At 64.2% G+C, this 25095-nt stretch carries 18 protein-coding genes and 1 tRNA gene; 9 read left to right on the forward strand and 10 right to left on the reverse strand.

Annotated elements, in window-relative coordinates; all coding sequences use genetic code 11:
- Positions 1 to 106: 106 nt before the first annotated feature.
- Positions 107 to 1900: a methyl-accepting chemotaxis protein gene (locus ACYQ01_RS08025; RefSeq protein WP_459933311.1), complete on the reverse strand. Its 1794-nt coding sequence runs from the start codon at positions 1898 to 1900 to the stop codon at positions 107 to 109.
- Between the two features lie 594 nt (positions 1901 to 2494).
- Between ACYQ01_RS08025 and ACYQ01_RS08030 the strand changes: the two genes are divergently transcribed.
- A complete protein-coding gene (locus ACYQ01_RS08030; RefSeq protein ID WP_459933312.1) occupies positions 2495 to 3568 on the forward strand; it encodes a tetratricopeptide repeat protein in 1074 nt (357 codons plus the stop codon).
- Positions 3569 to 3606: 38 nt separating this feature from the next.
- The gene (locus tag ACYQ01_RS08035) at positions 3607 to 4386 is read left to right on the forward strand and encodes a tetratricopeptide repeat protein (protein ID WP_459933313.1); all 780 of its coding nucleotides are present in this window, start codon (positions 3607 to 3609) and stop codon (positions 4384 to 4386) included.
- 19 nt (positions 4387 to 4405) lie between these two features.
- Here the strand turns inward: ACYQ01_RS08035 and arsB are convergent, their stop codons facing one another.
- The 7 genes from arsB to ACYQ01_RS08070 form a co-directional block, all read right to left on the reverse strand.
- Positions 4406 to 5518: an ACR3 family arsenite efflux transporter gene (arsB, locus tag ACYQ01_RS08040; RefSeq protein WP_459933314.1), complete on the reverse strand. Its 1113-nt coding sequence runs from the start codon at positions 5516 to 5518 to the stop codon at positions 4406 to 4408.
- Between the two features lie 77 nt (positions 5519 to 5595).
- The gene (locus ACYQ01_RS08045) at positions 5596 to 6300 is read right to left on the reverse strand and encodes a cytochrome c biogenesis CcdA family protein (RefSeq protein ID WP_459933315.1); all 705 of its coding nucleotides are present in this window, start codon (positions 6298 to 6300) and stop codon (positions 5596 to 5598) included.
- 6 nt (positions 6301 to 6306) lie between these two features.
- Entirely contained in the window at positions 6307 to 6669 is a 363-nt protein-coding gene (locus ACYQ01_RS08050) for a thioredoxin family protein (protein ID WP_459933316.1), read from the reverse strand.
- Between the two features lie 11 nt (positions 6670 to 6680).
- Positions 6681 to 7076: a putative zinc-binding protein gene (locus ACYQ01_RS08055; protein WP_459933317.1), complete on the reverse strand. Its 396-nt coding sequence runs from the start codon at positions 7074 to 7076 to the stop codon at positions 6681 to 6683.
- 26 nt (positions 7077 to 7102) lie between these two features.
- Positions 7103 to 7333, reverse strand: a complete 231-nt coding sequence (locus tag ACYQ01_RS08060) for a thioredoxin family protein (RefSeq protein ID WP_459933318.1) — start codon at positions 7331 to 7333, stop codon at positions 7103 to 7105.
- Positions 7334 to 7347: 14 nt separating this feature from the next.
- Positions 7348 to 8466 (reverse strand): permease, encoded by a 1119-nt coding sequence (locus tag ACYQ01_RS08065; RefSeq protein ID WP_459933319.1) that lies wholly within the window; start codon positions 8464 to 8466, stop codon positions 7348 to 7350.
- A gap of 68 nt (positions 8467 to 8534) precedes the next feature.
- The gene (locus tag ACYQ01_RS08070; RefSeq protein ID WP_459933320.1) at positions 8535 to 8894 is read right to left on the reverse strand and encodes an ArsR/SmtB family transcription factor; all 360 of its coding nucleotides are present in this window, start codon (positions 8892 to 8894) and stop codon (positions 8535 to 8537) included.
- A 494-nt stretch (positions 8895 to 9388) separates the two neighbouring features.
- Between ACYQ01_RS08070 and ACYQ01_RS08075 the strand changes: the two genes are divergently transcribed.
- From ACYQ01_RS08075 to ACYQ01_RS08095, 5 genes are all read left to right on the forward strand, one after another.
- Positions 9389 to 10711 (forward strand): pyridoxal phosphate-dependent aminotransferase, encoded by a 1323-nt coding sequence (locus ACYQ01_RS08075; RefSeq protein ID WP_459933321.1) that lies wholly within the window; start codon positions 9389 to 9391, stop codon positions 10709 to 10711.
- A 182-nt stretch (positions 10712 to 10893) separates the two neighbouring features.
- Positions 10894 to 12663, forward strand: a complete 1770-nt coding sequence (locus ACYQ01_RS08080) for an SGNH/GDSL hydrolase family protein (protein WP_459933322.1) — start codon at positions 10894 to 10896, stop codon at positions 12661 to 12663.
- A gap of 849 nt (positions 12664 to 13512) precedes the next feature.
- Complete coding sequence (locus ACYQ01_RS08085; protein ID WP_459933323.1) at positions 13513 to 16290, forward strand: CHAT domain-containing protein; 2778 nt, start codon at positions 13513 to 13515, stop codon at positions 16288 to 16290.
- Between the two features lie 31 nt (positions 16291 to 16321).
- A complete protein-coding gene (locus tag ACYQ01_RS08090) occupies positions 16322 to 19318 on the forward strand; it encodes a CHAT domain-containing protein (RefSeq protein WP_459933324.1) in 2997 nt (998 codons plus the stop codon).
- Between the two features lie 60 nt (positions 19319 to 19378).
- Entirely contained in the window at positions 19379 to 19984 is a 606-nt protein-coding gene (locus ACYQ01_RS08095) for a hypothetical protein (RefSeq protein ID WP_459933325.1), read from the forward strand.
- Between the two features lie 132 nt (positions 19985 to 20116).
- Here ACYQ01_RS08095 and ACYQ01_RS08100 read toward each other — a convergent pair.
- Together ACYQ01_RS08100 and ACYQ01_RS08105 are read right to left on the reverse strand one after the other, a co-directional pair.
- Positions 20117 to 20206, reverse strand: a tRNA-Ser gene (locus ACYQ01_RS08100).
- 252 nt (positions 20207 to 20458) lie between these two features.
- On the reverse strand, positions 20459 to 21430 hold the full coding sequence (locus ACYQ01_RS08105; protein ID WP_459933326.1) for a chemotaxis protein: 972 nt from the start codon (positions 21428 to 21430) through the stop codon (positions 20459 to 20461).
- 195 nt (positions 21431 to 21625) lie between these two features.
- Here ACYQ01_RS08105 and ACYQ01_RS08110 point away from each other — a divergent pair, with 195 nt between their 5' ends.
- Both ACYQ01_RS08110 and asnB read left to right on the forward strand, forming a co-directional pair.
- Entirely contained in the window at positions 21626 to 22864 is a 1239-nt protein-coding gene (locus ACYQ01_RS08110; RefSeq protein WP_459933327.1) for a glycosyltransferase family 4 protein, read from the forward strand.
- A 3-nt stretch (positions 22865 to 22867) separates the two neighbouring features.
- Positions 22868 to 24766 carry an asparagine synthase (glutamine-hydrolyzing) gene (gene asnB / locus ACYQ01_RS08115; protein WP_459933328.1) on the forward strand — a complete coding sequence of 633 codons (1899 nt, stop codon included), beginning with the start codon at positions 22868 to 22870 and terminating at the stop codon, positions 24764 to 24766.
- The last annotated feature ends 329 nt before the right edge of the window (positions 24767 to 25095 follow it).

The raw sequence follows: 25095 nt of genomic DNA on the forward strand, positions 1-25095 counted from the left end.
CGCTTCGGCCGGTCTTCACGAGTGAGGGGGGCCTGCGCTCTTTCGGGGACGCGGACGCGACGGTGCGTCCGGCCCTTGCGAAAGGCCCCCGTCACTCGAACCGTGCTCAGGCGCGACCGAGGGCAAGCGGGCGAGGCGTCGTCGCGCCTCCCCCGTCGGACTTCATGCCCGCGAGGAGATTCTGGAGCACCTGGCTCTGCCTGGCCAGATCCGTGACCGCCTGGGAGGCCTGGGACATGGCCTGGGCCGTTTCGGACGATATGGTCGCCACGTGCTCGATAGAGCGGTTGATCTCCTCGCTCGCGGCGGACTGCTCCTCGGAAGCCGTGGCGATGGACCGGACCTGGTCGGACGTGTGGTCCACCAGGTTGACGATTTCCGTCAGGGCCTCGCCGGACTGCGTGGCCAGCAGCGTGGCTTCCTCGATGGTCTTGGCCGTGCGGTCCACGTTGTCCATGTTCTTTCGAGTGCCTTCCTGAATGCCCCGGATGGAGTCTCCCACTTCCTTGGTGGCGGTCATGGTCTTTTCGGCGAGCTTGCGGACCTCGTCGGCCACCACGGCGAATCCCCGTCCGGCCTCGCCGGCGCGCGCGGCCTCGATGGCGGCATTGAGCGCGAGCAGGTTGGTCTGGTCGGCTATGTCCGAAATGACGTTCATGACCTGGCCGATGCCTTCGGCCTGCTTGCCCAGCGCGCTCATGTCCTGCTTGAGGGCCTGGGCCTGCTTGCGCACCTCGGCGATGCCCTGCACCACCTGGCCGACAATGCCGGCGCCATCCACGGCCTTTTGCCGCGCGTTGTCCGAGCTCTCGGAAGCCATGGCCGCATTCTTGGCCACCTCCAGCACGGTGGCGTTCATCTCTTCCATGGCCGTGGCGGTTTCGCCGACCCGCTGCGACTGTTGTTCCGCCCCCCGGCTGGACTGCTCGACCTGGGACGAAAGCTCCTCGGACGCCGACGTCACCACTTCCACCACGCTCTCAAGCTCGCCGGCCGCCTGAAGCATGCCCTCGGCCTTGGCGCGTTCGGCCTGGCGCGTGGCCTCCTCGGCCTGCTGAGTGGCCTCCCTGGCCACCTGCGCCTCGCGGGCCGCTTCGCCGGTCTTCTGATCCGCCTCGAGGATCTTCGCCTTCAGCGTGTCCACCATCTTGACGAGCACCCCGTACACGCCGCCCTGGCCGATGACCGGCTTGAATTGCAGGTCCAGGTTGCCGCCGGCGATCTCGCGGGCAATGTGTTCCAGATACCCCGGATCTTCGCCCAACTGTCCGAAAACGTTACGGCTAATGAGAATGGTCAACCCGATGCCGAACGCCACGGACACCAGGATGGCGCCCCATATCCACATCTTGCCGCTGAAATAGGCTCCCACGGATCCATCGGCGAGCTTTTGCGCGCCCTGGGCGTTGATGTCCACGAGGAGCTCCGCATACCGAACGACTTCGCGAAAGGATTGCCGCTGCTGGCCAGTGGCGATCTTCGTCGCGGCTTCGTTTTCATTTTTCCGGGACAGGACGAATATCTCATTTTGCAGTTCGACGTACTTCTTCCAGGCCTGCATCATCTTCGGGTAGTTTTCCTTCTCGGCGGGTTCGCTGATCAAGGATTCGTAGCGCTGCATGGCCTGGTCGAGCTTCTTCTGGACCGCCGCCATTTCCTGCTCCTGGCGATGGATCTCGGTGGGGTCCGTATACAGGATATGCACGAGCCCGGCGCGCCTGTATTGGCTCAACAGATCATTGAGCTCCCCGATGGCCTTGATGCTTGGAAGCCAGTTCGTCGATATTTCATGAACGTCTTCATACAACACCGCCATGCGCGTCAGGGAAAACACCCCGATGCCGATCAGCAGCACCAAGAGGCAACTGAACGAGACGATAAGTTTCACCGTAAGTTTCATGGCGGCTCCTTTTCTCCGGCTGCGGAGAGCAAAATGCTTTCTTTGGACGCCCTTTCACACGTCCTCGTGGTGAATGCGACGGATCAGGAAGCGTCTTTTTCCTGTCCGCCGCCAAAGCCGATACGGTTCGATTTCCCGAGCCAAGCCGAGCGGGACTCCGCCCCCGGAAGCGAACCGCCACGCGATTTTCCCCTTCCCGTTGCGGCCTTGCGTTCGGGAAAATCGGGACAATCGCCATTGTTTCCCTCATATCCGATAGAGGAACTTCTTGCCAGTGCGTTTGAAAAAAACAGGCCTGTTTTCCCGCGACGCGAACGGTCCGCAAGCGCTGTCCGTCACCGCCGCGCGCCACCGCCAGCCGACAAAAACGGGCGCTCCGTTATCGACAATGCCTTGGGAGAGTTCAGCTTTTCGCGAGGCGCGGCAAAGGCGCGCCCGGGGACTCCGGCGGCCGGATGTTTCGGAGGGAGTGCTTGCGCGCTTGCACCACGAACGTTGCGGGAAGGATAGGGGATATGGTATAAATCGTAAAATGGGCGGCAGAAAACGCTCACCCATTGGACGGATTAATACCTTTTTCCAGGCGCTCGTTCCATGCGATTTGACCCAAGTTCGCTTTCCGTTGCGGTCTTGTCCCGCGACCCCAACCATTTATCCCTGGACAAGGGCATTCTCGTGCGCATGCGGTTCCAGGACGTGCGGGTCTACTCGTCCCTGGGAAAGTCGCTCGACTACCTGCGTTCCGGGCAGGCCAACATCGCCCTGATCGACGCCTCCCTGACCGACATGGACGGCATCGAGTGCCTGCGCCGCATCGTCTCGGACCGCCGCCTTCCCGTGAAGGCCCTGGTCATGGTCACCAGCCAGTGCGCGCAGGATTTCGTCATGGCGGCCGTCTCGGCCGGCTGCTCGGGCTACGTCATCCGCCCCTACTCCCTGGACACCCTGGAAAAACACATGCGCGCCTCGTGGAATTCGCTGTCGCCGGGCGAAATCGAGGAAGAAATGCTGCACAGCGCCACCGAGGCCCTGCTACGCCAAGACTACGACCTGGCCATCGAGGAGTTCGAAGAGGTCGTGGAGGAAAAAAACGACGCGCTCAAATACTTCAACCTGGGCATGGAGTACCTGCGCGCCAACAGTTTCGGAAAGGCCATCCTGGCCTTCAACAAGGCCCTGGCCCTGAACGCCCTGTACGCCGAGGCCCATCGCGGCCTGGCCTACGCCCACAAGGGCAAGGGCGACGACAGCGCCTACAAGGAACACCTCAAGCACGCCGCCGACCTTTTCGCCATGCAGGACAAGCTCAACGAGCTCAAGGAAGTCTTCGTGGAAATCCTCAAGGACGACCCGGCGGCGGTCAACCCCTACAACACCCTGGGCGTGAAACTGCGACGGGGTGGAGATTACCTGGGCGCCCTGCACGCCTACAACCAGGCCTTGAAGCTCACCCCCGAGGACGAGAACCTGCACTACAATATCGCCAAGGCCTACCTCTACTCGGGCGACAAGAAAAAAGCCCTCTTCCACCTGCGTCAGGCCGTGGTCCTGCGGGGAGACTTCCGGGAGGCGCTGCGTCTGATCGAAAACATCCGCAAGGGCGTCGTCGACGAGCAACCGGCCCCCTCCGCCACCGAGCGGACCGGCAGCGGTCTGCTCATCGACTGACCCGTCGTCTGGAAACCGCGCGCAAACAAAGGTTCGGAATGACTCTGACCCACGTCAAACTGAACGGCATCTTTTCCCAAAGCACCGAGGTGGTTCTGGGCTCGGGAAGCACCCGCAGAAAGGTCCTTTCCCAAACCCTCTGGTTCGTGCGGGAACACGGGGCGGACACGGTCGAGGTTCGCAGCCTGGACCTGCACTGCAAGCCGCAGGGCGGCTTCGCGGTCGTGGACAAGCGGGAGGTGCTCGAAAAGTACACGCCCGAACCCCAGTTGACCTACAAGCACCTGAGCAAGCCGCTCATGACCGGCGACACCTGCCGGGAAAACCGCGACTACCGGGCGGCCACGCTCGAATACGAGAAGGTGCGGGCCATCGACGAGGCCAACATCCGGGCCAATTTCGGCCTGGGCATCTCGCTTTTGGCCCTGGGGCAGCTCGACAAGGCCCTCTACGTCTTTCACACCCTGCTCGAACTCGAAGAGACCTTCGCCGAGGAGCACAAGCACCTCTTCAACGAAATGGGCATCCGCCTGCGCCGGCGGGGACTTTTCGACGAAACGCTCCGCTACTACTTCAAGGCCCTGGCCATGACCTCGCTGGACGAAAACCTGCTCTTCAACATCGCCCGGGCCTACCACGAAAAAGGGGACACCGAGAACGCCGTGACCTACCTGGCCAACGCCCTGGACAGCGCCCCCGGTTTCGAGGAAGGGCTTCGTTTCGGGCGCTACCTGTGGAACAACGGCATGCTCAGCCTGAGAAACCCCACCCACGAACGCGTTCTGGCCGCCCTGCGCGCGGCGGGACAACTCGACTGATCCGCGGCGCGGTCCCCGCTCAGCCCTTTTGCGTTTCGTCCGCCGCCAAGGACGCCACATGGCGCGTTCCCGTGGGGGTCTCGACGACACAGGAAAAATACCTACGCTTGAACCACAGGGCCACGTTGACCAGGCCGATCAGCACCGGCACCTCCACCAGCGGTCCGATGACGGCCGCGAAGGCCTGGCCCGAGTCCAGGCCGAACACGGCCACGGCCACGGCGATGGCCAGTTCGAAGTTGTTCGAGGCCGCGGTGAAGGAGAGCGTGGCGGCCTGCTCGTACGTGGCCCGGGCCTTGATGGAGAGGCGAAACGACAGCAGGAACATGATCACGAAGTACAAAAGCAGCGGAACGGCGATGCGCACCACGTCCATGGGCAGCCGCACGATGTACTCGCCCTTCAGGGAGAACATGACCACGATGGTGAACAGCAGGGCGATCAGGGTCATGGGGCTGATCCTGGGGATGAAGACTTCCTCGTACCACTGCCGCCCCTTGAGCGTGAGGCCGACGATTCTGGAGACGACTCCGGCCAGGAAGGGAATGCCCAGGTAGATGAACACGCTCTGGGCGATCTGGCCCATGGAAATGTCCACCACCGCTCCCTTGAGGCCCATCCAGGAAGGCAACACCGTGATGAACACGTAGGCGTAGACGGAAAAGAACAGCACCTGGAAGATGGAATTGAAGGCCACGAGCCCGGCGCAGTATTCGCGGTCGCCGGACGCCAGATCGTTCCAGACGATGACCATGGCGATGCAGCGGGCCAAACCGATCATGATGAGTCCCATCATGTACTCGGGATAGCCGTGAAGAAACACGATGGCCAAAACGAACATGAGAACCGGCCCGATGAGCCAGTTCTGCGCCAGAGAGAGACCGAGCACCCGGTAATCGCGAAAAATTTTGCCCAACAGTTCGTAACGCACCTTGGCCAGGGGCGGATACATCATGAGAATCAGGCCGAGGGCGATGGGAATGTTGGTGGTTCCGACCTGGAAAAATCCCACCACGCTTTTGATCCAGGGCATGAGGTATCCGGCCGAAACGCCCAGGAACATGGCCAGGAAAATCCACAGGGTCAGAAAACGATCGAGAAAGGACAGCTTTTTCGTTACGCCGTCAGTCATGACGAGCCTCCGGGCTTTGCGTGTTGATGCGCGGCGCGGCGGCACAACGCCGGCCACGGCGGTCGAACGTCTCGTCCTCAGTCGACAAGGGGTTTGATAAGAAAATACGCGCCGAGCAAGGCGACGAGCCCCGCCGCCGCTTTGCGAAACCACGGGGCCCCGTCGCGCATGCTTCGTGTTTCCAGCCAGCGTTGGACCAGGGCGGTGGAGCTCCCGGCCACCACGAGGGGCAGACAATGGCCCGCGGCGAAGGCGACGACGAGCGCCACGCCGGCCATGATCTTCTTCTGGACCGTGATGACGGCCAGTATGGGGGCGAGGAATCCGAACGTGCACGTCCCGGAGAGCACCCCGTAGGCCAGTCCCAGCAGCAGCGCCCCCCAAAGGCCCTTGACCCGCAGGCGGCCCGGGAGCCCGGAGGGCAGGGCGCATTGCACCACGCCGAACATGTCCAGGGCCACCCAGACCAGCACGGCCCCCATCGGAATGGTCCAATAGGGACCGATGTCGCCCAGCATGCGCCCCAGCAGTGAACAGGCCAGCCCCACCGCCGCGATGGTCATGAACAGGCCGAAGCCGAACGCCAGGGCGTACTTCGCCGCTTCGCGCCCCTGAATGAGCTTGCCCTGCCCGGCCACGTAGCCAACGATAAGCGGCAGGGAAGCCAGGTGGCAGGGGCTAAACAGCACGCTGACCAGGCCCCACAACAGGCACCCCGCGACCGCGAAGGCGAACCGGTCCGTCATCAGGGTGTTGATTGTCAGGAAAAGACTCTCGAGCATCACGGGTCACTGTTTGAGAAGGTTGTCCAAAACCTCGGCGATGGCGTCCTTGTCGAAGAAGCCTTCGTGCCTGAACGCCTCCTTGCCGTGCCTGTCGTAAAAAATCTGGGTGGGGATGACCCGCACGCCATACTGCTTGCCCATGTCCGGGGTCTGCCGAATGTCGATGAAGACGATGCTCGCCCGTCCGGCATAGTCCTTTTCGACCGCTTCCAGCACGGGAATCATCATCTTGCACGGTATGCAGGATTTCGCGCCCAGATCCACCATGGTGACGGTCCCCTTCGCGGGAACGTCCGGCACGCTTTCGGCATGCGCGGGCGCCGCGAGAAAAAGGACCGCCACCAGAAGAAAACCGAAACCTCGCACGCGGCCAGCCCTCAGGACGCGTCGCAGGCTGAAACGGCGGCCTTGATGGCCTGTTTCACCTTTTCCAGGGCCTCGGGATCCAGGACGAGCGCCCTGTCCTTCACCTTTTCGATGCCCAGATCGGCAAGCTGGATGTAGTGCTTCATGGGGATTTCCGCGCCCTCCATGATGCCCTTGGCGCATCCCACCGGGCAGCCGTCCAGAACCACGACCTTGGGCGTGTCCATGGCGGACTGCACGAATCCGGTCAGGCCCGCGCCGATGCCGGCCAGGCAAAACATCTTGCCGAACCCCTCGCGGGTGAGTTCCACGGCGGCCTGATTGGTCAACTGCCCCACGTTGGACCCGCCGGAACAGGCCAGGATCATGACTTCACCGCCACCTTTGCAACAACAGGAACCAGACATTTCTTTTTCTCCTTGGTTCGGTTTCTTCATTTGAGCCAAGACGCGATATCAGCCTTGCTGGGCACCTTGCCCACGCACTTCACCTTGCCGTCCACCGCCACGGCCGGGGTGGCGAAGACCCCCATCATGGCGATTTCCTGCAAGTCGCTGACCTTGACCACGTCGGCCTTTATGGACCCTTCCGCCAGTACTTCGCGCACCAGCTTCTCCGTCTCGTGACACTTGGCGCAGCCGGGACCGAGCACCTTGATTTCCATGGCGACTCCTCACGTTACAGGATGAAATTGAACAGATACCCCACAAGCAATATCCCCATGGCCACCACGCCGATGAAGGTGCCGATGAGCCTGGGTCTGAGAACCTTGCGCAAGATCACGGTCTCGGGAAGCGACAGGGCGATCACGGACATCATGAAGGCCAGCACCGTGCCCAGGGCCGCGCCCTTTTCCAGAAGGGCCTGCACCACCGGCACGATACCGGCGGCGTTGGAATACATGGGCACGCCGATGAGCACGGCGGCCGGCACGGACCACCAGGCCTCCTTGCCCATGATCTGGGCCAGGAATCCCTCGGGAACGTACCCGTGGATGCCCGCCCCCACGGCGATGCCCAAAATGACCCACGCCCAGACCTTGCCCACGATGTCGCGCACGGCGTCCAGCCCGTACTGAATGCGTCCGCTCCAGTTCAGCCGGGTCTCCTCCTCGTCGGCGCCGCTGGCACGGATGAGGCGCACCCATTCTTCAATGTGATTTTCCATGCCCATCCGTCCGATGACCCATCCCGCGAAGATGGCCACGAACAAGCCGGTGCCCACGTAGAGGGCCGCGATCTTCCAGCCGAGCAGGCCGTAGAGCAGCACCACCGCGATTTCGTTGATCATGGGCGCGGAGATGAGAAACGAAAACGTCACCCCGAGCGGCACGCCCGCGGTGACGAATCCGATGAACAGCGGCACGGCGGAACACGAGCAGAACGGGGTGACGATGCCCAGAAGCGCGGCCAGCACGTTTCCGAACGACTCCCGCTTGCCGGCAAGCACCTTCCGGGTGCGCGCCGGGGTGAAGAACGAGCGGATGACGCCCACGCCGAACACCACCAGGACCAACAGCATGAGCACCTTGGGCGTGTCGTAAAAGAAAAACTCCACCGAGTCGGCCAGGTGGGTGCCCGGAACAAGCCCGAACAGGGAGTAGGTCACCAGACGCGAAAAGGCCGGGAGCGCCCCGTAGACGAACCACCACGCGACCAGCCCGACCACGCCCAGAACGATCTTTGCGGCCATGCGCCCGGAGGGCTCGCCCGGCGACTGACCGCCTTGGCTCTCTTCCTTCTTTTGGCCGCAGGCGCAGGAAACATTTTGAAGCGGCTTGAGTTCCAATGGTTGCATGGCGCTTCTCCTCGCAAATGACGTTTTCTTTTTTGGCTAAATAGCCAAGTTTGAGCGCAAAAAAAACATTACCCCGCCAGGCTGTCCCGACGCTTCGCCTGGTCCAGGGTCGCGATCTGCTCTTCCAGGCGCTGGCCGAGAAAATTGCCGACGCAGCGCAGAAAGCCGGAAACGCAGACCATACGCAAGGAATAATAGACGTTGGTCCCCCGGCGTTCGTCCGCCACGACTCCCGCTTCCTTGAGCACGGCCAAGTGCTTGGAGACCGTGGACATGTCCGAGCCCACCAGTTCCTGAAGCTCGCACACGCACCGCTCGCCCCCGCACAGGCTCTCCACCATCTTGAGGCGACTGGGATGGCCCAACGCCTTGAACACGTTGGCCTGAAGCTTGAGGTACCGGTCGGCCGGCGACAATTGTCCCTTCATATTTGGCAAAATAGCCAAGCAAGGACGGTTTGTCAAGGGCCACCCCGGCGCTCCCTTCCCTCCTCCACGCGCATCCCCCGACTCCCCCCTTCCAAAAAAGAAACCCCCGAAAAGCCTCCGCGCCCCACTTGACCTTTTCGTCCCTTGGCCTACTATCTCCCCATGCGAAGCACATCCCCGAAATCCCCTTTCAGTCCGCGTCGTGAGGAACACCGTTCCCGACGCGTTCGGTCAGGCGGCCTGGGGAATTCTTCCCGGCCGTCCCGTTTCGCTCCCCGTCCGAGCCTTTCCGCCTCCGCTCCCCTCGCAGCAGCCTCCGCAGCCGCCGTTGCCGGATAGCCGGGCCGCGCGTCCAAGCGCCCAGCTCGGCTGATCCTCGTGATCCTGAACAACTCGTTGGCCCAGGCCATACCGACGCGACCGCCCGCCGCGATCCGTTCGCGACGTTGCGGGATGTCGCCCGTTGACAGCACACGCAGCACGGAGAGTCTTTCATGTATTTGCCCCAGTCCGCCCATGTCCAGTTTTCCCAGGTCCCGACCCAGCAGCCGTTCGGGGCCGACCCGGCCGGCTCCGGCCACGTGCCGGGTTTTCGCAATGTTCCGCGCACGGGCGTCATCCACGTCATGCACCGGGCCCGGGAGCGCGGCTTCACCCCGGACAACCCCGAATGGGCCAACCTGGGCCAGGGCCAGCCTTCCACCTCCACCATCCCCAACGCCCCGGCGCGCATCGAACACGTGGGCTGCGACACCTGGGATCAGGAGTACGCGCCCGTGGCCGGCCGAAAGGATCTGCGCAGCAAGGTGGCCGAATTCTACAACCACTTCCACCGCCAGGGAAAAAGCTCGCAATACACCTGGCGAAACGTCTGCATCGCCCCCGGTGGCAGAGCGGCCCTGACCCGCATCGCCGCGGCCCTGGGCAACGTGAACCTCGGCCATTTCATTCCCGACTACACGGCCTACGAAGAGCTTTTGTCCGTATTTCGGTCCTTCACCTCCATCCCCATCCTGCTGGACCCGGCCGCCGGGTATCGGCTGGACCCCGCCGCCCTGGAGCGCGAAATCCTCTACCGCGGCCTGGGCGCCCTGCTCATGTCCAACCCGTCCAATCCCACGGGACGCCTGGTGGCCGGAGAGGAACTGCGCCAGTGGGTGGAGCTCTCCCGACAGCACGGCTGCGCGCTCATCATGGACGAATTCTACTCCCACTACGTGTACGGCCGGCCCGAACGACGCGTTTCGGCCGCCGAATTCGTGGAGGACGTCAACCGCGACCCCGTGCTCGTAGTGGACGGCGTGACCAAGAACTGGCGCTATCCCGGCTGGCGGATCGGCTGGATCGTGGGCCCCGAGGAGGTCATCGAGGCCGTGGCCAGCGCCGGATCGTTCCTGGACGGGGGGGCCAACCACCCGCTGCAGCGCGCGGCCATCGACCTGCTCTCGCCCGAGACGGCCGAACGGGAAATCGCAGCCATTCAGACCGAGTTCGGGCGCAAGCGCGCCTATCTGCTGGGCGAACTGGCCCGTCTGGGCCTGAGCGTCGAGGCCGAACCCCAAGGAACGTTCTACGTCTGGGCCAGTCTCTCCGGCCTGCCCGAACGCTTCCGCGACGCGATGGCCTTTTTCGAACTCGCCCTGGAACAAAACGTCATCGTGGTTCCCGGCGTGTTTTTCGACGTGAACCCGGACCGCCGCCGTCCCCACTGCTGCTATCAGGACCATATCCGCCTGAGTTTCGGACCGGACATGGAGGTGCTCAGACGCGGCGTAGCCGGGCTCGAACGGATGCTCGGAAAGGAGACGGCGCGCTGACGCTTCCAGACGGGAGCCGGACCAGGATTTCCGTCGGTTGCAACCGACGCCCGTGCGGACCGGGGCAACGGCCTTGAGATCGGCGAAAAGTCGGACTAGTATCCGCCGGCTTTCAATCGCCGTCACTTCGCCGGCCCCACGATGCCCCGCGCGGGACAATGTTCAACCGACAGGCTCCGAAAATGAAACTGAACACCTCAGGCAAGTTTGTTTCCCTGGTTGTTGGGCTGCTCGTGTCCGCAGCCGTGCTCATCGCCCTGGAAATGGCCAGCCGGGTCGCGTTGTCCTTCCTGAACGACGGACGGGGCCCGGAAGCATCCGTCGATGCGCGCGGCGCGGGCAAGGGCATGGATTTGTTTCGCGGGACCAAATATGCCGACGCCGATCCCGTTCTCGGGTATCGTTTAAAAAAGAACTACCATGTCGACGAATACACCTTCAATTCGCTCGGCTTTCGGGACAAGGAGTTCAAAAAAGAAAAGGATCCCGGCGTCTTCAGAATCATCTGCCTTGGCGGATCGACGACCATAGGGTCCCATGCCGGAGACAACGCCTACACCTATCCCAGCCTTCTTCAGGATCTTCTGAACTTTTCCCCGAACGGCGGCGCCAACAGGATCGAAGTGATCAACGCCGGGGTTTTCGGCTACCACAGTTGGCACTCGCTGCTGCGCGTGATGACGGAACTCGACGCCCTGCACCCGGACATGTACATCATAATGGACGGGCTCAACGATATCGCGACGGCTTCGCTGATGTCCCTGAAGGAGATAGACGCCCTACGAAACAACAACCACGCCGCGCTGACACGGTTGGTCCGCAGCGACAAGGACAAGTTTCTCCTCAAGGCGGACGCCGTTCTTCAACGCCTGGCGACCTACAGCATACTAAAACGCCTAGCGGCCAAACTTCGGGCGTCTCTTGGGGAAGGGAAGACGCGGAACGAACTCGCCGTAAAGCTGGAACACTTCGGGTTCAAGCAGAATGTGCAAGCCATCATCGACCACTGCAACCAGCGCAATATCCTCGTCATGCTGGTCAACTATCCCTGGAAGGTGAAACCCGGCACGGGCAGCGGCGCAGACCTTGCCAGAAACAGCAACATCTCGGCCGATCGCATTCCCCTGTACAGCTTTGGCCGGGACTTCATCCCGCCCATTTTGCAATCCCTGGCGAACAACGCCACGGTCTCCTACGTGGATCCGCAACCCGTCTTTGACGCCGCGACGCCGGACCCCGCGCACGCATACCGTGTCTATTCCGACGACATCCACTTCACCCGGTACGGTAATTTTCTCCTGGCGAAATACCTGTACCAGGCGATTGTCCGACTCCCCGCGGTGCAGGAAAAGCTGGGGAGAAGCTTGCCCGTTGTTGACAACGCCGTATTCGACTCGAAATTTTCCGGCCTTACCACTTGGATTCCCGTGGACGTGTTCGGCTGCGTCAACAAACAAATCATCGCGGAACGCTACACCTGCCCGCTTGAAGAGACGATGCGCCTTTCGGGCATCGGCTCCCCGGAGGCGGACGCCGTTGGGAAATGGCGCTGGTCCCTCGGACCGACCACATCCCTTGCCTTTGTCGCCGGGGCAAAACACAAGTACCGGCTGGAGTATTCCCTCAACAACGCCGTCAACGGCCAAGACATCCAGGTGGAAATCAACGGCAGGACCGTCAAACGCTACGACGCGCTTCCCCCTTCCCCCTGGCTGACCCGCCAGATTCAGGATGCGGTCGAATTTGAAACCAGCGAAGGAAACAACTCCGTGATCTTCCGATTCAGCCGGTGGAATGCCGGGGAAAACATCTTCGCCCCGTCCGACGATCGTCCCATGGGCGTCGCGTTTCTGTCGCTTCGCGTCATGGATCTTTCCCAAACCAAGCCGGACCGCGGCGCGCATGCGCCCGTCGCATCAAAGGCGGCAAGCCAAAGCGGCACAACGCAATAGCCGTCCCCCGGCCCCTCCCGACCACCTCACGCTTGCGCGTGGTTCCCAGGCGTCGCCTTGACGCCAACGGTCCAGGAACCCCGAACGCCCTTTTGTCGAAACCGGCGCACCGGAACGCGCCGCGCCGTCCGCCCTACTCCGACACCGCATGCCCACGCCCTACGCCGGGAGATTCTCCCCATGGCCTTGCCACGTGTTACGGTAACGAGACGATTTTTCGTAACCGCTCAGGGGGGCAGCATTTGACCTGGTGAATCCAGTCGATCTCCGGTGATGAGCCCTTGAAGAAAGCCCCCATGGCCTCCCCGAGCACGGGGAAGATCCTTGGGGAAAACGCCAACCGCTCAAGCCCTGGTGCTCCCGTCCGGCGGCATCGGAACGAAAGGGGCGGATTGTCGTAAGGGTCGAAAAGGAATTGAGGTCTTGGAATCCGCTTTTTCGCTATGAAACCGACAAGGTCCCTGCCCGAGTCCGTCATGCACCATGGGAGGCCGGGGAAGAGTGGAGATGAAACACACAGAGTTTGGAAAACTCGCCAGGCAAGTGACCTCCTGCGTCCTGCTGACCAAGTGACGCGCAGGCGCCCGGGCAGGCAGAAGATGGACGCGGGTGCCACCCTGGACCGCATCTTCGGCCGGGGACGCCCCCCGGCGGCCGCCTTGCCCGGTTGCCCCCACCCATATTACTGGACGCTATTCATCCTCATGGGCAACTGGCGGGAGCACACCGCATTCGACACAAAGAGGCACGACCATGAAACGTTACGCAATCGTTTTCCCTTTGTTGGTCCTGCTGGCAGGACTTTGCGTCTCCGCGACGTGCGGTGCGACAAGCAGCGCGACGGACACGATGAAATCCCTGTGGGCCAAAGGCAGCGCCGCCTTTCACAGGTCCGAGTACAAGGCCGCCCTGGCGGCCTACGAGCAGGGCTTGGCCTTGGCGCGCCAGGGCAAGAACAAACTGTACACGGGGAGATTTCTCACCTGTATCGGCAACGTGCGCTCTTCCCTCGGGCAGTACCCCGAGGCGCTGAGAAACTACCAGCAGGCCCTGGCCATCGACCGGGAGATCGGCGACCGGCGAGGCGAAGGGAACGCTCTCGGGAACATCGGTATCGTGTGCTCTTCCCTCGGGCAGTATCCCCAGGCGCTGGAGCACTACCAGCAGGCCCTGGCCATCCACCGGGAGACCGCTGATCGGCGGGGCGAGGGGGCCGATCTCGGGAACATCGGCCTCGTGTACCAATCCCTCGGGCAGTACCCTCAGGCCCTGGAGCGCTACCAGCAGGCCCTGGCCATCCACCGGAAGATCGGCGACCGGCGAGGCGAAGGGAACAACCTCGGGAACATCGGCCTTGTGTACCAATCCCTCGGGCAGTACCCTCAGGCCCTGGAGCGCTACCAGCAGGCCCTGGCCATCCACCGGAAGATCGGCGACCGGCAGGACGAGGGAAGCGCTCTCACCAACATCGGCATCGTGTACAAATCCCTCGGGCAGTACCCCCAGGCCCTGGAGCACTACCAGCAGGCCCTGGCCATCGACCGGGAGATCGGCGACCGGCGAGGCGAGGGAGCCGATCTCGGGAACATCGGCAACGTGCACTATGCCCTCGGGCAGTATCCCCAGGCCCTGGAGCGCCACCAGCAGGCCCTGGCCATCGCTCGGGAGATCGGCGACCGACAAGGCGAGGGGGGCGAGCTCTGGAACATCGGTATCGTGCACGCCACGCTCGGAGAGTACTCCCAGGCGCGCGAGCTCCTGAAGCAGGCCCTGAACGTGTTCCGGCAGATCGGCGCGTCGGCGCGCGAAGGGGCGGTGCTGGTCTGTATAGGGGATATAGAGCTTGCGGCAGGCGACGTTCGGGCGGCCCGTTCGGCGTACGAACTGGCCCTGCCCCTGCTGGACCAAACCGGCGAACCCGACTGGCTCTGGCGCTGCAAGGACGGCTTGGCCGAGGTCCAGGCCAGGACCGGCAACCCCACGGCGGCCATATTTTTCGGCAAGCAGGCCGTGAACACCCTCCAGTCCCTGCGTCGAAACATCTCCTCCCTGGACACGTCTCTCCAGAAGTCCTTCCTGGGCGACAAGGAGGGCGTCTACCGCCGCCTGGCCGACCTGCTCATCGAGCAGGGCCGCCTGGACGAGGGGCAACAGGTCCTGGGGCTTCTGAAGCAGGAGGAATACTTCGACTTCGTGCGCCGCGACGCCTCGGGCAAGGACGTCGCCCTCACCCCCGTCACCCTGACCCCGGACGAACGCGCCGCGCAGCAGCGCTACGACAAGGACTCGCAAGGACTGGCCGCCCTGGGCAAGGAGGCCGCCCAACTGGAAAAGAAGGGCGACGCACGCACCGAGGCCGAAAACGAGCGCCTGAAAAATATCCGCGCGTCACTCGACGAGGCCCACAAACGCTTCCGGAAGACCCTCGCGGAAATTGCCGAAGCCTTCAAGAGACAAGGCGAGGCCCGCAACGCCGAACTGACCGCCAAGCAACTCGACACCGACCTGCGCGGCATGGTCCGCGACCTGGGGCCCGCCGTCACCCTGGTGCACTATCTGGTGCTCCCGGACAGCCTGCGCATCCTGGTCACCACCCCCAAGGTGATCCTCCCCCGCAAGGTGGAGATCAAGGAGGCGGACTTGAACCGCCTGGTCCACGAGTTCCGCCAGGCCCTGCAAAACCCGGCGAGCAACCCCGGCCCGGCAGCGCAAAAGCTGTACGCCCTTCTCATCGCGCCCATCGAGCAGGACCTGGCCGCGGCCGGAACCAAGACCCTCATGGTTTCCCTGGATGGGACCCTGCGCTACATCCCCCTGGAGGCGTTGCGTGACGACTCGTCCTACGTGGCCGAGCGCTACGCCGTGGCCGTGTTCACCGAGGCGGCCCGGGACAAGATCAAGGACAAGCCCAAAGACGACTGGAAGCTGGCCGGTTTCGGGGTGAGCAAGGCCCACAAGGGGTTCACGCCCTTGGCCGCCGTGCCTGCGGAGCTGCGCGGCATCGTGCGCGACGCCACGGGCGGCGGTGTGCTGCCCGGAGTGGCGCGCCTGGACGAGGCCTTCACCCTGCAAAGCTTCCGCGACGCCTTGGGTGGGAGCTACCCGGCCCTGCACCTGGCCAGCCACTTCAAGTTCGAGCCGGTCGACAACCTCTCTTCGTTTTTGCTCCTGGGCGATGGCACGTATCTGACGCTCGCTGCATTGCGCGACGGAGATTTCGACCTGGGAGGAGTGGACCTTTTGACGCTCTCGGCCTGCGACACGGCCATGGGCGGCAACGGCGCGGGCGGCCGGGAGGTGGAGGGCTTCGGCGCGCTGGTCCAGAAGAAGGGGGCCAAGGGCGTGCTGGCCACGCTCTGGCCGGTGGCGGACGCGAGCACGGCCCAGCTCATGCGCGAGCTCTACCGACTGCGCCAGGAGGACCACCTGAGCAAGGCCGAGGCCCTGCGCCGGGCGCAACTGGAGATGATCCAGGGCGGCGGAACCTCACGGCGGGGCGACGCGGACCGCGGCCAGGCCGTGGCCGTGGCCGCCTCCGCGCCCGCCTCAACGCCCCAGGCCGCCTTCCCCGGCTACTCCCACCCGTATTACTGGGCGCCGTTCATTCTCATGGGCAACTGGCGGTAGCAAATCGTATTCGACACAAAGAGGCACGACCATGAAACGTTGCGCGATCGTTTTCCCTTTGTTGATCCTGCTGGCATGGTGCGCTACAGCAATGCACTCCACGCCTACCAGCGCTACTGACACTGTTGAATCCCTGCTGAGCAAAGGCAACGCCGCCTTTGACAGGTCCGAGTACAAGGCCGCCCTGGCGGCCTATGAGCAGGGCCTGGCCTTGGCGCGCCAGGACAAGAACAAACTGTACACGGGGAAGTTTCTCACCAGTATCGGCAACGTGTACTCTTCCCTCGGAAAGTACCCCCAGGCGCTGGAACACTACCAGCAGGCCCTGGCCATCCGCCGGGAGATCGGCGACCGGCAGGGCGAGGCGAACGATCTCACCAACATCGGCATCGTGTACAAATCCCTCGGGCAGTACCCCCAGGCGCTGGAGCGCTATCAGCAGGCCCTGGTCATCGATCAGGAGATCGGCGACCGGCGGGGCGAGGGAGCCGTTCGCGGGAACATCGGCAACATGCACTTTGCCCTCGGGCAGTACCCCCAGGCGCTGAAGCGCCACCAGCAGGCCCTGGCCATCGATCAGGAGATCGGCGACCGGCGGGGCGAGGGGGCCGATCTCACCAACATCGGCCTCGTTTACTCTTCCCTCGGGCAGTACCCCCAGGCGCTGGAGCGCTATCAGCAGGCCCTGGCCATCCACCGGGAGATCGGCGACCGGCGGGGTGCGGGGGCTGATCTCGGGAACATCGGCCTCGTGCACTTTGCCCTCGGGCAGTACCCCCAGGCGCTGGAGCGCCACCAGCAGGCCCTGGCAATTGATCAGGAGATCGGCGACCGGCGGGGCGAAGGGTACGATCTCGGGAACATCGGCCTCGTTTACTCTTCCCTCGGGCAGTACCCCCAGGCGCTGGAGCGCTATCAGCAGGCCCTGGCCATCCGCCGGGAGATCGGCGACCGGCGGGGTGCGGGGGCCGATCTCGGGAACATCGGCCTCGTTTACTCTTCCCTCGGGCAGTACCCCCAGGCGCTGGAGCACCACCAGCAGGCCCTGGCCATCCGCCGGGAGATCGGCGACCGACAGGGCGAGGGGATCGATCTCACCAACATCGGCGTCGCACACGCCACGCTCGAAGAGTACTCCCGGGCGCGCGAGCACCTGAAGCAGTCCCTGGACCTGTTCCGGCAGATCGGCGCGAAGGCGCTCGAAGGGGCGGCGCTGGTCTGTATAGGGGATATAGAGCTCGCGGCAGGCGACGCCCGGGCGGCCCGTTCCGCGTACGAACTGGCCCTGCCCCTGCTGGACCAAACCGGCGAACCCGAAAGGCTCTGGCGCTGCAAGGACGGCTTGGCCCAGGTCCAGGCCAGGACCGGCAACACCACGGCGGCCATATTTTTCGGCAAGCAGGCCGTGAACACCCTCCAGTCCCTGCGTCGAAACATCTCCTCCCTGGACACGTCTCTCCAGAAGTCCTTCCTGGGCAACAAGGAGGGCGTCTACCGCCGCTTGGCCGACCTGCTCATGGCCGAGGGCCGACTGAGCGAGGCCGAACAGGTGCTGCGCATGCTCAAGCAGGAGGAATATTTCGACTACACCCGGCGCGATCAGGGCGCCGAGGACCCGCGCCGGATCACGGCGTCCTACAACTCTTTTGAAAGGGGCTGGGCCGAACGCTTGGACCAGGCCTCGGAGAAGCTCGCCGCCCACGGAAAGGAGCTGGAGCCCCTGGAGCGCAACAAGCTCCGCTCGCCCGAGGAGGAAAAACGCTTTCAGGAGCTCAAGTCCCAGGTTCAAACGGAGCAGGCCGCGTTTGCGGCCATGTTGGACGACTGCTCCAAGGCCTTCGCCGCGCTCGCGCGCGATCAATACGCCGCCATCAAGGCCGAGCGCATTGAGGACGATGCCCGGACAGAGCTGGAAGGCCTGCCCGGCAGGCCGGCGCTGGTCTCCTACCTTGTCCTCAAGGAGGGCCTGCGCATCCTGCTCACCGCGCCGGACAAGCAGATCCTGCGCAAGGTGGACGTCTCCTCGGCGGACCTGAACCGGAAGATCGGACGCTTCCGCCAGGCCCTGCTGGCCCCCGGCCAGGATCCCCGCCCCCAGGCCAAGGAGCTTTACGACCTGCTCATTGCGCCCATCCAGGCCGACCTCACCGAGATCGGGGCCGGGCAACTGACATTCTCCCTGGACGGCAGCCTGCGCTACATCCCCATGGCCGCCCTGCACGACGGCACGTCCTGGCTTGTGGAGCGCTACCCTCTTTCGGTGTTCACGCCGGCTGGCCGGGGGCGTCTGAAGCCCGTGCCCGCGGAGCATTGGCGGGTGGCTGGCTTTGGGACCAGCCGGGCCATTGAGGGCTTCGCCCCCCTGCCCGCCGTGCCGATGGAGCTGCGGGGCATCGTCCACGGGAAGTCCGGGACCAGTGAGGGCGTGCTGGACGGCGAGGTTCTGCTGAACCAGGACTTTACCACGAAGGCTCTGCGGGAGGCGTTCCAAAGCCAGTATCCGGTGGTACACATCGCCTCGCACTTCAAGTTCACGCCCGGCGGCACGGAGAACGACTCCTACCTTTTGCTGGGCGACGGCACGCACTTGACGCTGGGCGACCTGCGCCGCAACAACTTCAACCTCATGGGCGTGGATCTCCTGACGCTCTCGGCCTGCGAGACGGCGGTGCAAAGCCAGAACGCGGACGGCCGCGAGCTGGACGGGCTGGGCATCACGGCCCAACGCCGCGGGGCCAAGGGCGTGCTGGCCACGCTCTGGCCGGTGGCGGACGCGAGCACGGCCCAGCTCATGCGCGAGCTCTACCGACTGCGCCAGGAGAACCACCTGAGCAAGGCCGAGGCCCTGCGCCGGGCGCAATTGGAGATGATCCAGGCCGGCGGCACCCCGGGCCGGAGCGACGCGGACCGCGGCCAAGCCGTGGCCGTGGCCGCCTCCGCGCCCGCCTCAACGCCCCAGGCCGCCTTCCCCGGCTACTCCCACCCGTATTACTGGGCGCCGTTCATTCTCATGGGCAACTGGCGCTGAGCCGTCGCACCGCTCGACATGCGCCATTTTCACAACCGGCCAACGCGACAGGAGAGTGCCATGGGGAAGATCATTCAGGCCAAGTTCTCGTCCGAAGAGATCGAGAAGAATCTCGACCCCGTCAGGGTCTGTTCGGGAAGAGGTCACACATCGTATTTTGTGTCCGGACCGATCCTCAAGATCTGCCCGAACTGCGACCACCGTTTCATGAGCTTCCGCAATTACAACGGCGGGCGCTACGGACAAGTGGGCAGCTTTCATTGCCACGGGTGTGACACCTGGATTTTGCTGAGCGATGACGACACCGTCGGCGGGACTGTCGAATATACCTACAAATATTACCTAAACCGAGACCCGAAAGACGGCGGAGACGCGCGCAAGGATGTGCGCATCGACTACACGGAACTATACAAGCTTGGAGACATCGCGTCAGTCTGCGCCAGGCTCGGCTTTGACTCCATGACGGAAATGGTCCCGGATTGGGAGACGAAATTCGTCCCCTTGGCGCGTATCACCCACAGGCTCGAATCTGCCCTGGTCGAACGTGGCCTCGTCCCGCACGAGGGTCCCTTCCGCCATGGGCGCCATCCCTTGCCGCCGGAAATTGCGGGATGGCTCGGCATCCGCGCGGCGATCGAATGCCTCCCGATGGCCGACGGAGACTGAACCGACCGCGAGCGGTCACTCGGGCGAATGTCCTCACTGCCCGGGGCCATTTGGAAAAAGGGCGGAATTTAGCGCGCGCGGGGTATAGTGCTGGGTACGCTGGAACAGCTGAATTTCGAAAACCCCAGGAAATGGCGGAGGGAGAGGGATTCGAACCCCCGGACGGGTCTCCCCGTCAATGGTTTTCAAGACCACCGCCTTCAACCGCTCGGCCATCCCTCCGTGTCTGGGGAAACCGTCCTACACGGCCCGGACGCGCGGGGCAAGACCCCGAGGCCTTGCCGGGAGCTTCCGCAGTCTCGGATTTCACGGGATTGACGCCTTGGGAGAACGCCACGGGCGCAGACGCCCGGCAACATACGGCGCACCGGCTTCCGGGAGCGCCCCCGGGGTGCCGCATGCTCGGCCGCCCCAATGCGCCCCCACGGAAGGCCGGGACCTCGCCGGCCTCCGGCGTCCCCGAAGCCCGGGGCGTCAGGCGGCCCGGCGACCCTTCTGGTCGATGAGCGTCTTGGCCCGCTTGGTCAGTTCGCCGATCTCGGGTTTGGTGATCTGGTCGTCGGCGCCCACGGACAGCCCCTTGTGAAAGAGCTTGTCGTTGATGAGCGACGAGAACAAAATCACCGGGATGTCGCGCAGCACCGGGTCGTCCTTGATGCGCTTGCACAGGTTGTGTCCGTCCATGGCGGGCATTTCGATGTCGGTGACCACCAGGTTCAGCCGGTCGAACACGTCCGCGCCGGAGTCGGCGCAGTCGCGCTTGATCTCCATCAGCCGGTCCCAGGCGTTCTGGCCGTTGATGTCTTCGGTGATCTCGTAGCCGTCGCGCTTGAGCGTGGACACGATGAGCTTGCGGATGGCGCTGGAATCGTCCACCACCAAGGCCCGGTAGGCCCTCTGCGGAGTGGAGATCACCTTCGCGGCCTCGACCTCGGGCTCCTCGCGCATGGCCAGGCTGGGGTTCAGGTCCCAGATGATTTTTTCCATGTCGAGAAGCAGGACGATGCGGTCGTCGAACTTGATGACCCCGGTGAAGCTGTTGCCGGAAAAGCTGGCCACGTAGCCGCTGGGCGGCTCCACCTGGCTCCAGCTCAGACGGTGGATGCGGGTCACGCCCGAAACGAGAAAGGCGTTGGTGATGCCGTTGAACTCGCCCACGATGACCTTGGGGGCTTCCACGTCCACCATGTCTTTGGAAAGCCACACGGCCAGGTCGATGAGGGGGATGATGCGCGAACGCAGGTTAAAGGTGCCCTTCACCGCCGGATGCGGAGTGCTGGGCATCTCCGTCACCTTGGGCTTGCGGATGATTTCAAGCACCTTGGCCACGTTGACACCGAAATAGCTGCGGTAGGTCCCGCCGTCCTCGGTTTTTTCGTCGATGAAAAATTCGACGATTTCCAGCTCGTTGGTGCCTGTTTCCAGCAGAATGTTGGTATGGCTCATCCCCGCCCCCGCTTTCGGAAGGATTATTGTGCGTAGAAGACCCGCAAAACCTTTTGCGCCTTGATTGTCGATGCTTCACCTTTTCCGCTTTGTCAAGGTTCATGCGCGCTTCGGCGGTTTCGCTTTACACCGTCAGCCACCTGGACTAGAAACCCGCACGGCCGCTTGACGGCTCAACCTCTCAAGGACCACGATTTGAACCCGCCCAAGATAGCCTACGTCCTTCTCTGGTTCCCCCTTTCCTCCGAGACATTCATCTTTCGCGAGGTGGTCACCCTGCGCCGTCTGGGCCTGCCGGTGGAGGTGTATTCCCTCTACGGCCCCAGGTTGCGCAACTGCTCGCAAGAGATGCTGGCCGAAGCCCGAAACGTCACCCGCCTGGGCGCGCGCGCCCTGCCCTCCCTGGCGGCCGATCTCGTCTACTGGCTGCGCCGCGACTCCGACACCGTCGCCAGCCTCTTCAAGGAGGTCCCGCTTCGCCGCTGGAGTTGCCTGGAAGTGGCCGGGGAAAGCCTGTGGGCCTTTTTCGCCGGATTCACCCTGGCCAGACGGTTCGAAAAGAGCGCCGTCCTGCACATTCACGCGCCCTGGGCCAACGGACCGGCCACGGCCGCCTGGGTGGCCTCGCGCCTGACCGGCATTCCCTTCTCCCTGGCCGGGCGGGCCGGCGACATCTATCCGCCCGACGGCGCCCTGAAGGAAAAACTGCGCGACTGCCTCTTCGCCCGCACCAACAACCGCACCAACGTGGCCTACCTGCAGAGCCTGGCCCCGGACCGGGCCGGCGACATCCACCACGTCTACAACAGCCTTACCCTGCGCAAGAACGGCCAGAGCCCGGTGAACATGACCCCGCCCTACAAGCTGTTGGCCGTGGGTCGGTTCGCCCGCACCAAGGGGTTCGACGTGCTGCTGCGGGCCGCCCATATCCTGGACAAGCAGGGATTTCCCTTCCATCTTTCCCTGGTGGGGGCCGGATTCCAGAAAACCAAACTCGCCATGCTGCGCAAGACCTTGCGCCTGACCGACAAGGTGGACATGCCCGGCTTCGTCTCCCACGACCGACTGACCGAACTGCTCGACTCCCACGACATGCTCGTGGTGCCGAGCGTGGTGCACGCCACCGGCGACCGGGACGGCATCCCCAACGTCATCATGGAGGCCCTGTCCCACCGCCTGCCCGTGGTGGCCACGGACGTGTGCGGCATTCCCGAGGTGGTGCGCCATCTCGACACGGGACTGGTGGCGCCCCAACACGACCCCGAGGCCCTGGCCCGCGCCATCCGCGAAATGGCCTCGGACCGCGCCCGGGCCATCGCCATGGCCGAACGGGGCAAGGCCCTGGTCATGGAGATGTTCGACCCCGAGGCCAACGCCGCCAAGCTGTTCGACCTCTTCATGTCGCAGATCGGACGCAGCCTGGGGAGTCGCTGACCCGTGTGCGGCATCGCCGGTATCGTGCGCGTCTCGGGCGAGCCCCTGCCCGCGGAAACCCGGGACCACCTGGAGTCCATGACCGCCGCCCTGGCCCACCGGGGCCCCGACGGCCAAGGCCTCTGGATGGAAGGCCCGGCCGCCCTGGGCCATCGCCGCCTCTCCATCATCGACCTTTCCACCGGAGCCCAGCCCATGGCCTACGCCCCCAGCGGGGCCGTGGTCACCTTCAACGGAGAGATCTATAATTTCCAGGAGGTGCGGGCCGAACTCGAAGCCGAAGGTCTGGCCTTTCACACCCATTCCGATACCGAAGTCATCCTGGCCGCCTGGACCGCCTGGGGGCCCGACTGCCTGGACCGGCTCGAAGGCATGTTCGCCTTCGCCCTCTGGGATCCGCGCGATCGCACCCTTTTCGCCGCCAGGGACCGTTTCGGCAAGAAACCCTTTTTCTACACCCTGCAAAACGGACTCTTCGCCTTCGCCTCGGAGCTCACGGCGCTCACCCGCCTGCCCGCGCTGCGCCTGAGCGTGGACCCGGCCACCCTGGCCCGGTTCCTGGCCTACGAGGACGTGCCTTCGCCCACGTCCATCTACCGGGAAGTCTCGAAGCTCCCTCCGGCCCACTCGCTTCTGTTGCGAAACGGCCGGCTCACCCTGGCCCGCTACTGGGACCTGCCCGCGCCCGAACCCGCCCGGGCCGACGATGTCGAACTCGGCCGGGAACTCAAGCGCCTGCTGTCGCGCGCGGTCAAACGCCGCCTGGTGTCCGACGTGCCCCTGGGCGTGTTTCTCTCGGGCGGCATCGATTCGTCCATCGTGGCCGGACTCATGGCCGCCCAGTGCAACCGGGTGAAGACCTTCTCTATCGGCTTCCGCGAGGCCAGCTACGACGAATCGCGCTACGCCCGCATCGTGGCCGAACGCATCGGCTCCGACCATCACGAACGCATCCTCTCGGCCGAGGACTGCGCGGACCTTCTGCCCGAAATCGTGCGCCGTTTCGACGAACCCCTGGCCGATCCCTCCATCGCGCCCACCTATCTGCTCTCCCAGATCACCAGGGAGCGGGTCACCGTGGCCCTGGGCGGCGACGGGGCCGACGAGCTCTTCGCCGGCTACGAACATTTTCAGGGTTTCAAGGCCGCCGGCTGGTACAACGCCCTGCCCGCCTGGCTGCGACGGGGCGTGGTGGACCCGATATGCGCCCGGCTGCCCGCCTCGGACGGCTACGTGAACCTGCGTCTGGGGGCCCAGACCTTTCTTAAAGGCGCGCGCCAACCCGAATGGCTGCGCATACAGACCTGGCTCACGGCCCTGGGCCCCGAGCTCCAGGCCGGGCTCTGGTCCCGGCCCGATCCGGCCGCGCTGGCCCCGGCGACCCTTTTCGCCCCCACCCGCGAGCTTTACGACCACTTTCCCAGCCCCGACCCCTTGGCCAAGGCCTTCTACGTGTACGCCCGGCAATACCTGCTCGACTACATCCTGGTGAAGGTGGACCGCTGTTCCATGATGCACTCGCTCGAAGCGCGTGCCCCGTTCCTGGACCGGGACGTGGCCGAGTTCGCGGCCCGGCTGCCCGTGGACCGCAAACTTCGCGGGCTCAGGCGAAAATACCTGCTCAAGAAAGCCTGCGCCGACGTTTTGCCGCGGGAAATCCTCACCCGCAACAAGCGCGGCTTCCTCATTCCCGTGGCCCGCTGGCTGCGCACGCGTCTGAAGCCCCTGGTGGACGACCTGCTGGGCGAAACCCACCTGCGCCGCCAGGGACTCTTCGACCCCAAGGCCGTGCGATCCCTGGTGGACGAACACCAGTCCGGCCGCGCCGACCGCCGCAAGGAACTGTGGACCCTGCTCGTGCTGCAACTCTGGCTGGAGCACAACAAGCCGAGCATCGGCTGAAGCCTTGGGGGACTCCCCCCGCCTCTTCCCTTCCGCAAAAAAACTTTCCCCCGAGCGCGAAGCGACGCGACCTGCCCGGCCGTCCGCCGGGAGCCGGGAGCCGGGAGCCCCACGCCGGACGGTTGTGCCGCTGCGCGGGAAGATTTGGCTCCAACACCTCAGCCCGGCTCAAGTTTTTTCAAGAAGAAGGCTCGGGGGAAACGCCGTGCGTTCCCCGGAGGCCCCGCTCCAGAATCTTCCCCCCAGGTTGGCGTTCCGCTTTCTTCCAACCCGCTCGGGGTTTTGGGCGTTGGCAAAAGAGCGCGGATCGGTTACGGTTATGCGTTTTT

Source organism: Fundidesulfovibrio butyratiphilus, from assembly GCF_054657235.1.

Bases quoted from the DNA above. Each gene is read 5' to 3' on its own strand.
- ACYQ01_RS08070 (WP_459933320.1), bottom strand. From the start codon at position 8,894: ATGAAGGGACAATTGTCGCCGGCCGACCGGTACCTCAAGCTTCAGGCC.
- ACYQ01_RS08025 (WP_459933311.1), bottom strand. From the start codon at position 1,900: ATGAAACTTACGGTGAAACTTATCGTCTCGTTCAGTTGCCTCTTGGTG.
- ACYQ01_RS08035 (WP_459933313.1), top strand. From the start codon at position 3,607: ATGACTCTGACCCACGTCAAACTGAACGGCATCTTTTCCCAAAGCACC.
- ACYQ01_RS08065 (WP_459933319.1), bottom strand. From the start codon at position 8,466: ATGCAACCATTGGAACTCAAGCCGCTTCAAAATGTTTCCTGCGCCTGC.
- ACYQ01_RS08105 (WP_459933326.1), bottom strand. From the start codon at position 21,430: ATGAGCCATACCAACATTCTGCTGGAAACAGGCACCAACGAGCTGGAA.
- ACYQ01_RS08045 (WP_459933315.1), bottom strand. From the start codon at position 6,300: ATGCTCGAGAGTCTTTTCCTGACAATCAACACCCTGATGACGGACCGG.
- ACYQ01_RS08090 (WP_459933324.1), top strand. From the start codon at position 16,322: ATGAAACGTTGCGCGATCGTTTTCCCTTTGTTGATCCTGCTGGCATGG.
- ACYQ01_RS08055 (WP_459933317.1), bottom strand. From the start codon at position 7,076: ATGTCTGGTTCCTGTTGTTGCAAAGGTGGCGGTGAAGTCATGATCCTG.
- ACYQ01_RS08060 (WP_459933318.1), bottom strand. From the start codon at position 7,333: ATGGAAATCAAGGTGCTCGGTCCCGGCTGCGCCAAGTGTCACGAGACG.
- ACYQ01_RS08085 (WP_459933323.1), top strand. From the start codon at position 13,513: ATGAAATCCCTGTGGGCCAAAGGCAGCGCCGCCTTTCACAGGTCCGAG.
- arsB (WP_459933314.1), bottom strand. From the start codon at position 5,518: ATGACTGACGGCGTAACGAAAAAGCTGTCCTTTCTCGATCGTTTTCTG.
- ACYQ01_RS08080 (WP_459933322.1), top strand. From the start codon at position 10,894: ATGAAACTGAACACCTCAGGCAAGTTTGTTTCCCTGGTTGTTGGGCTG.
- ACYQ01_RS08030 (WP_459933312.1), top strand. From the start codon at position 2,495: ATGCGATTTGACCCAAGTTCGCTTTCCGTTGCGGTCTTGTCCCGCGAC.
- ACYQ01_RS08075 (WP_459933321.1), top strand. From the start codon at position 9,389: ATGTATTTGCCCCAGTCCGCCCATGTCCAGTTTTCCCAGGTCCCGACC.
- ACYQ01_RS08095 (WP_459933325.1), top strand. From the start codon at position 19,379: ATGGGGAAGATCATTCAGGCCAAGTTCTCGTCCGAAGAGATCGAGAAG.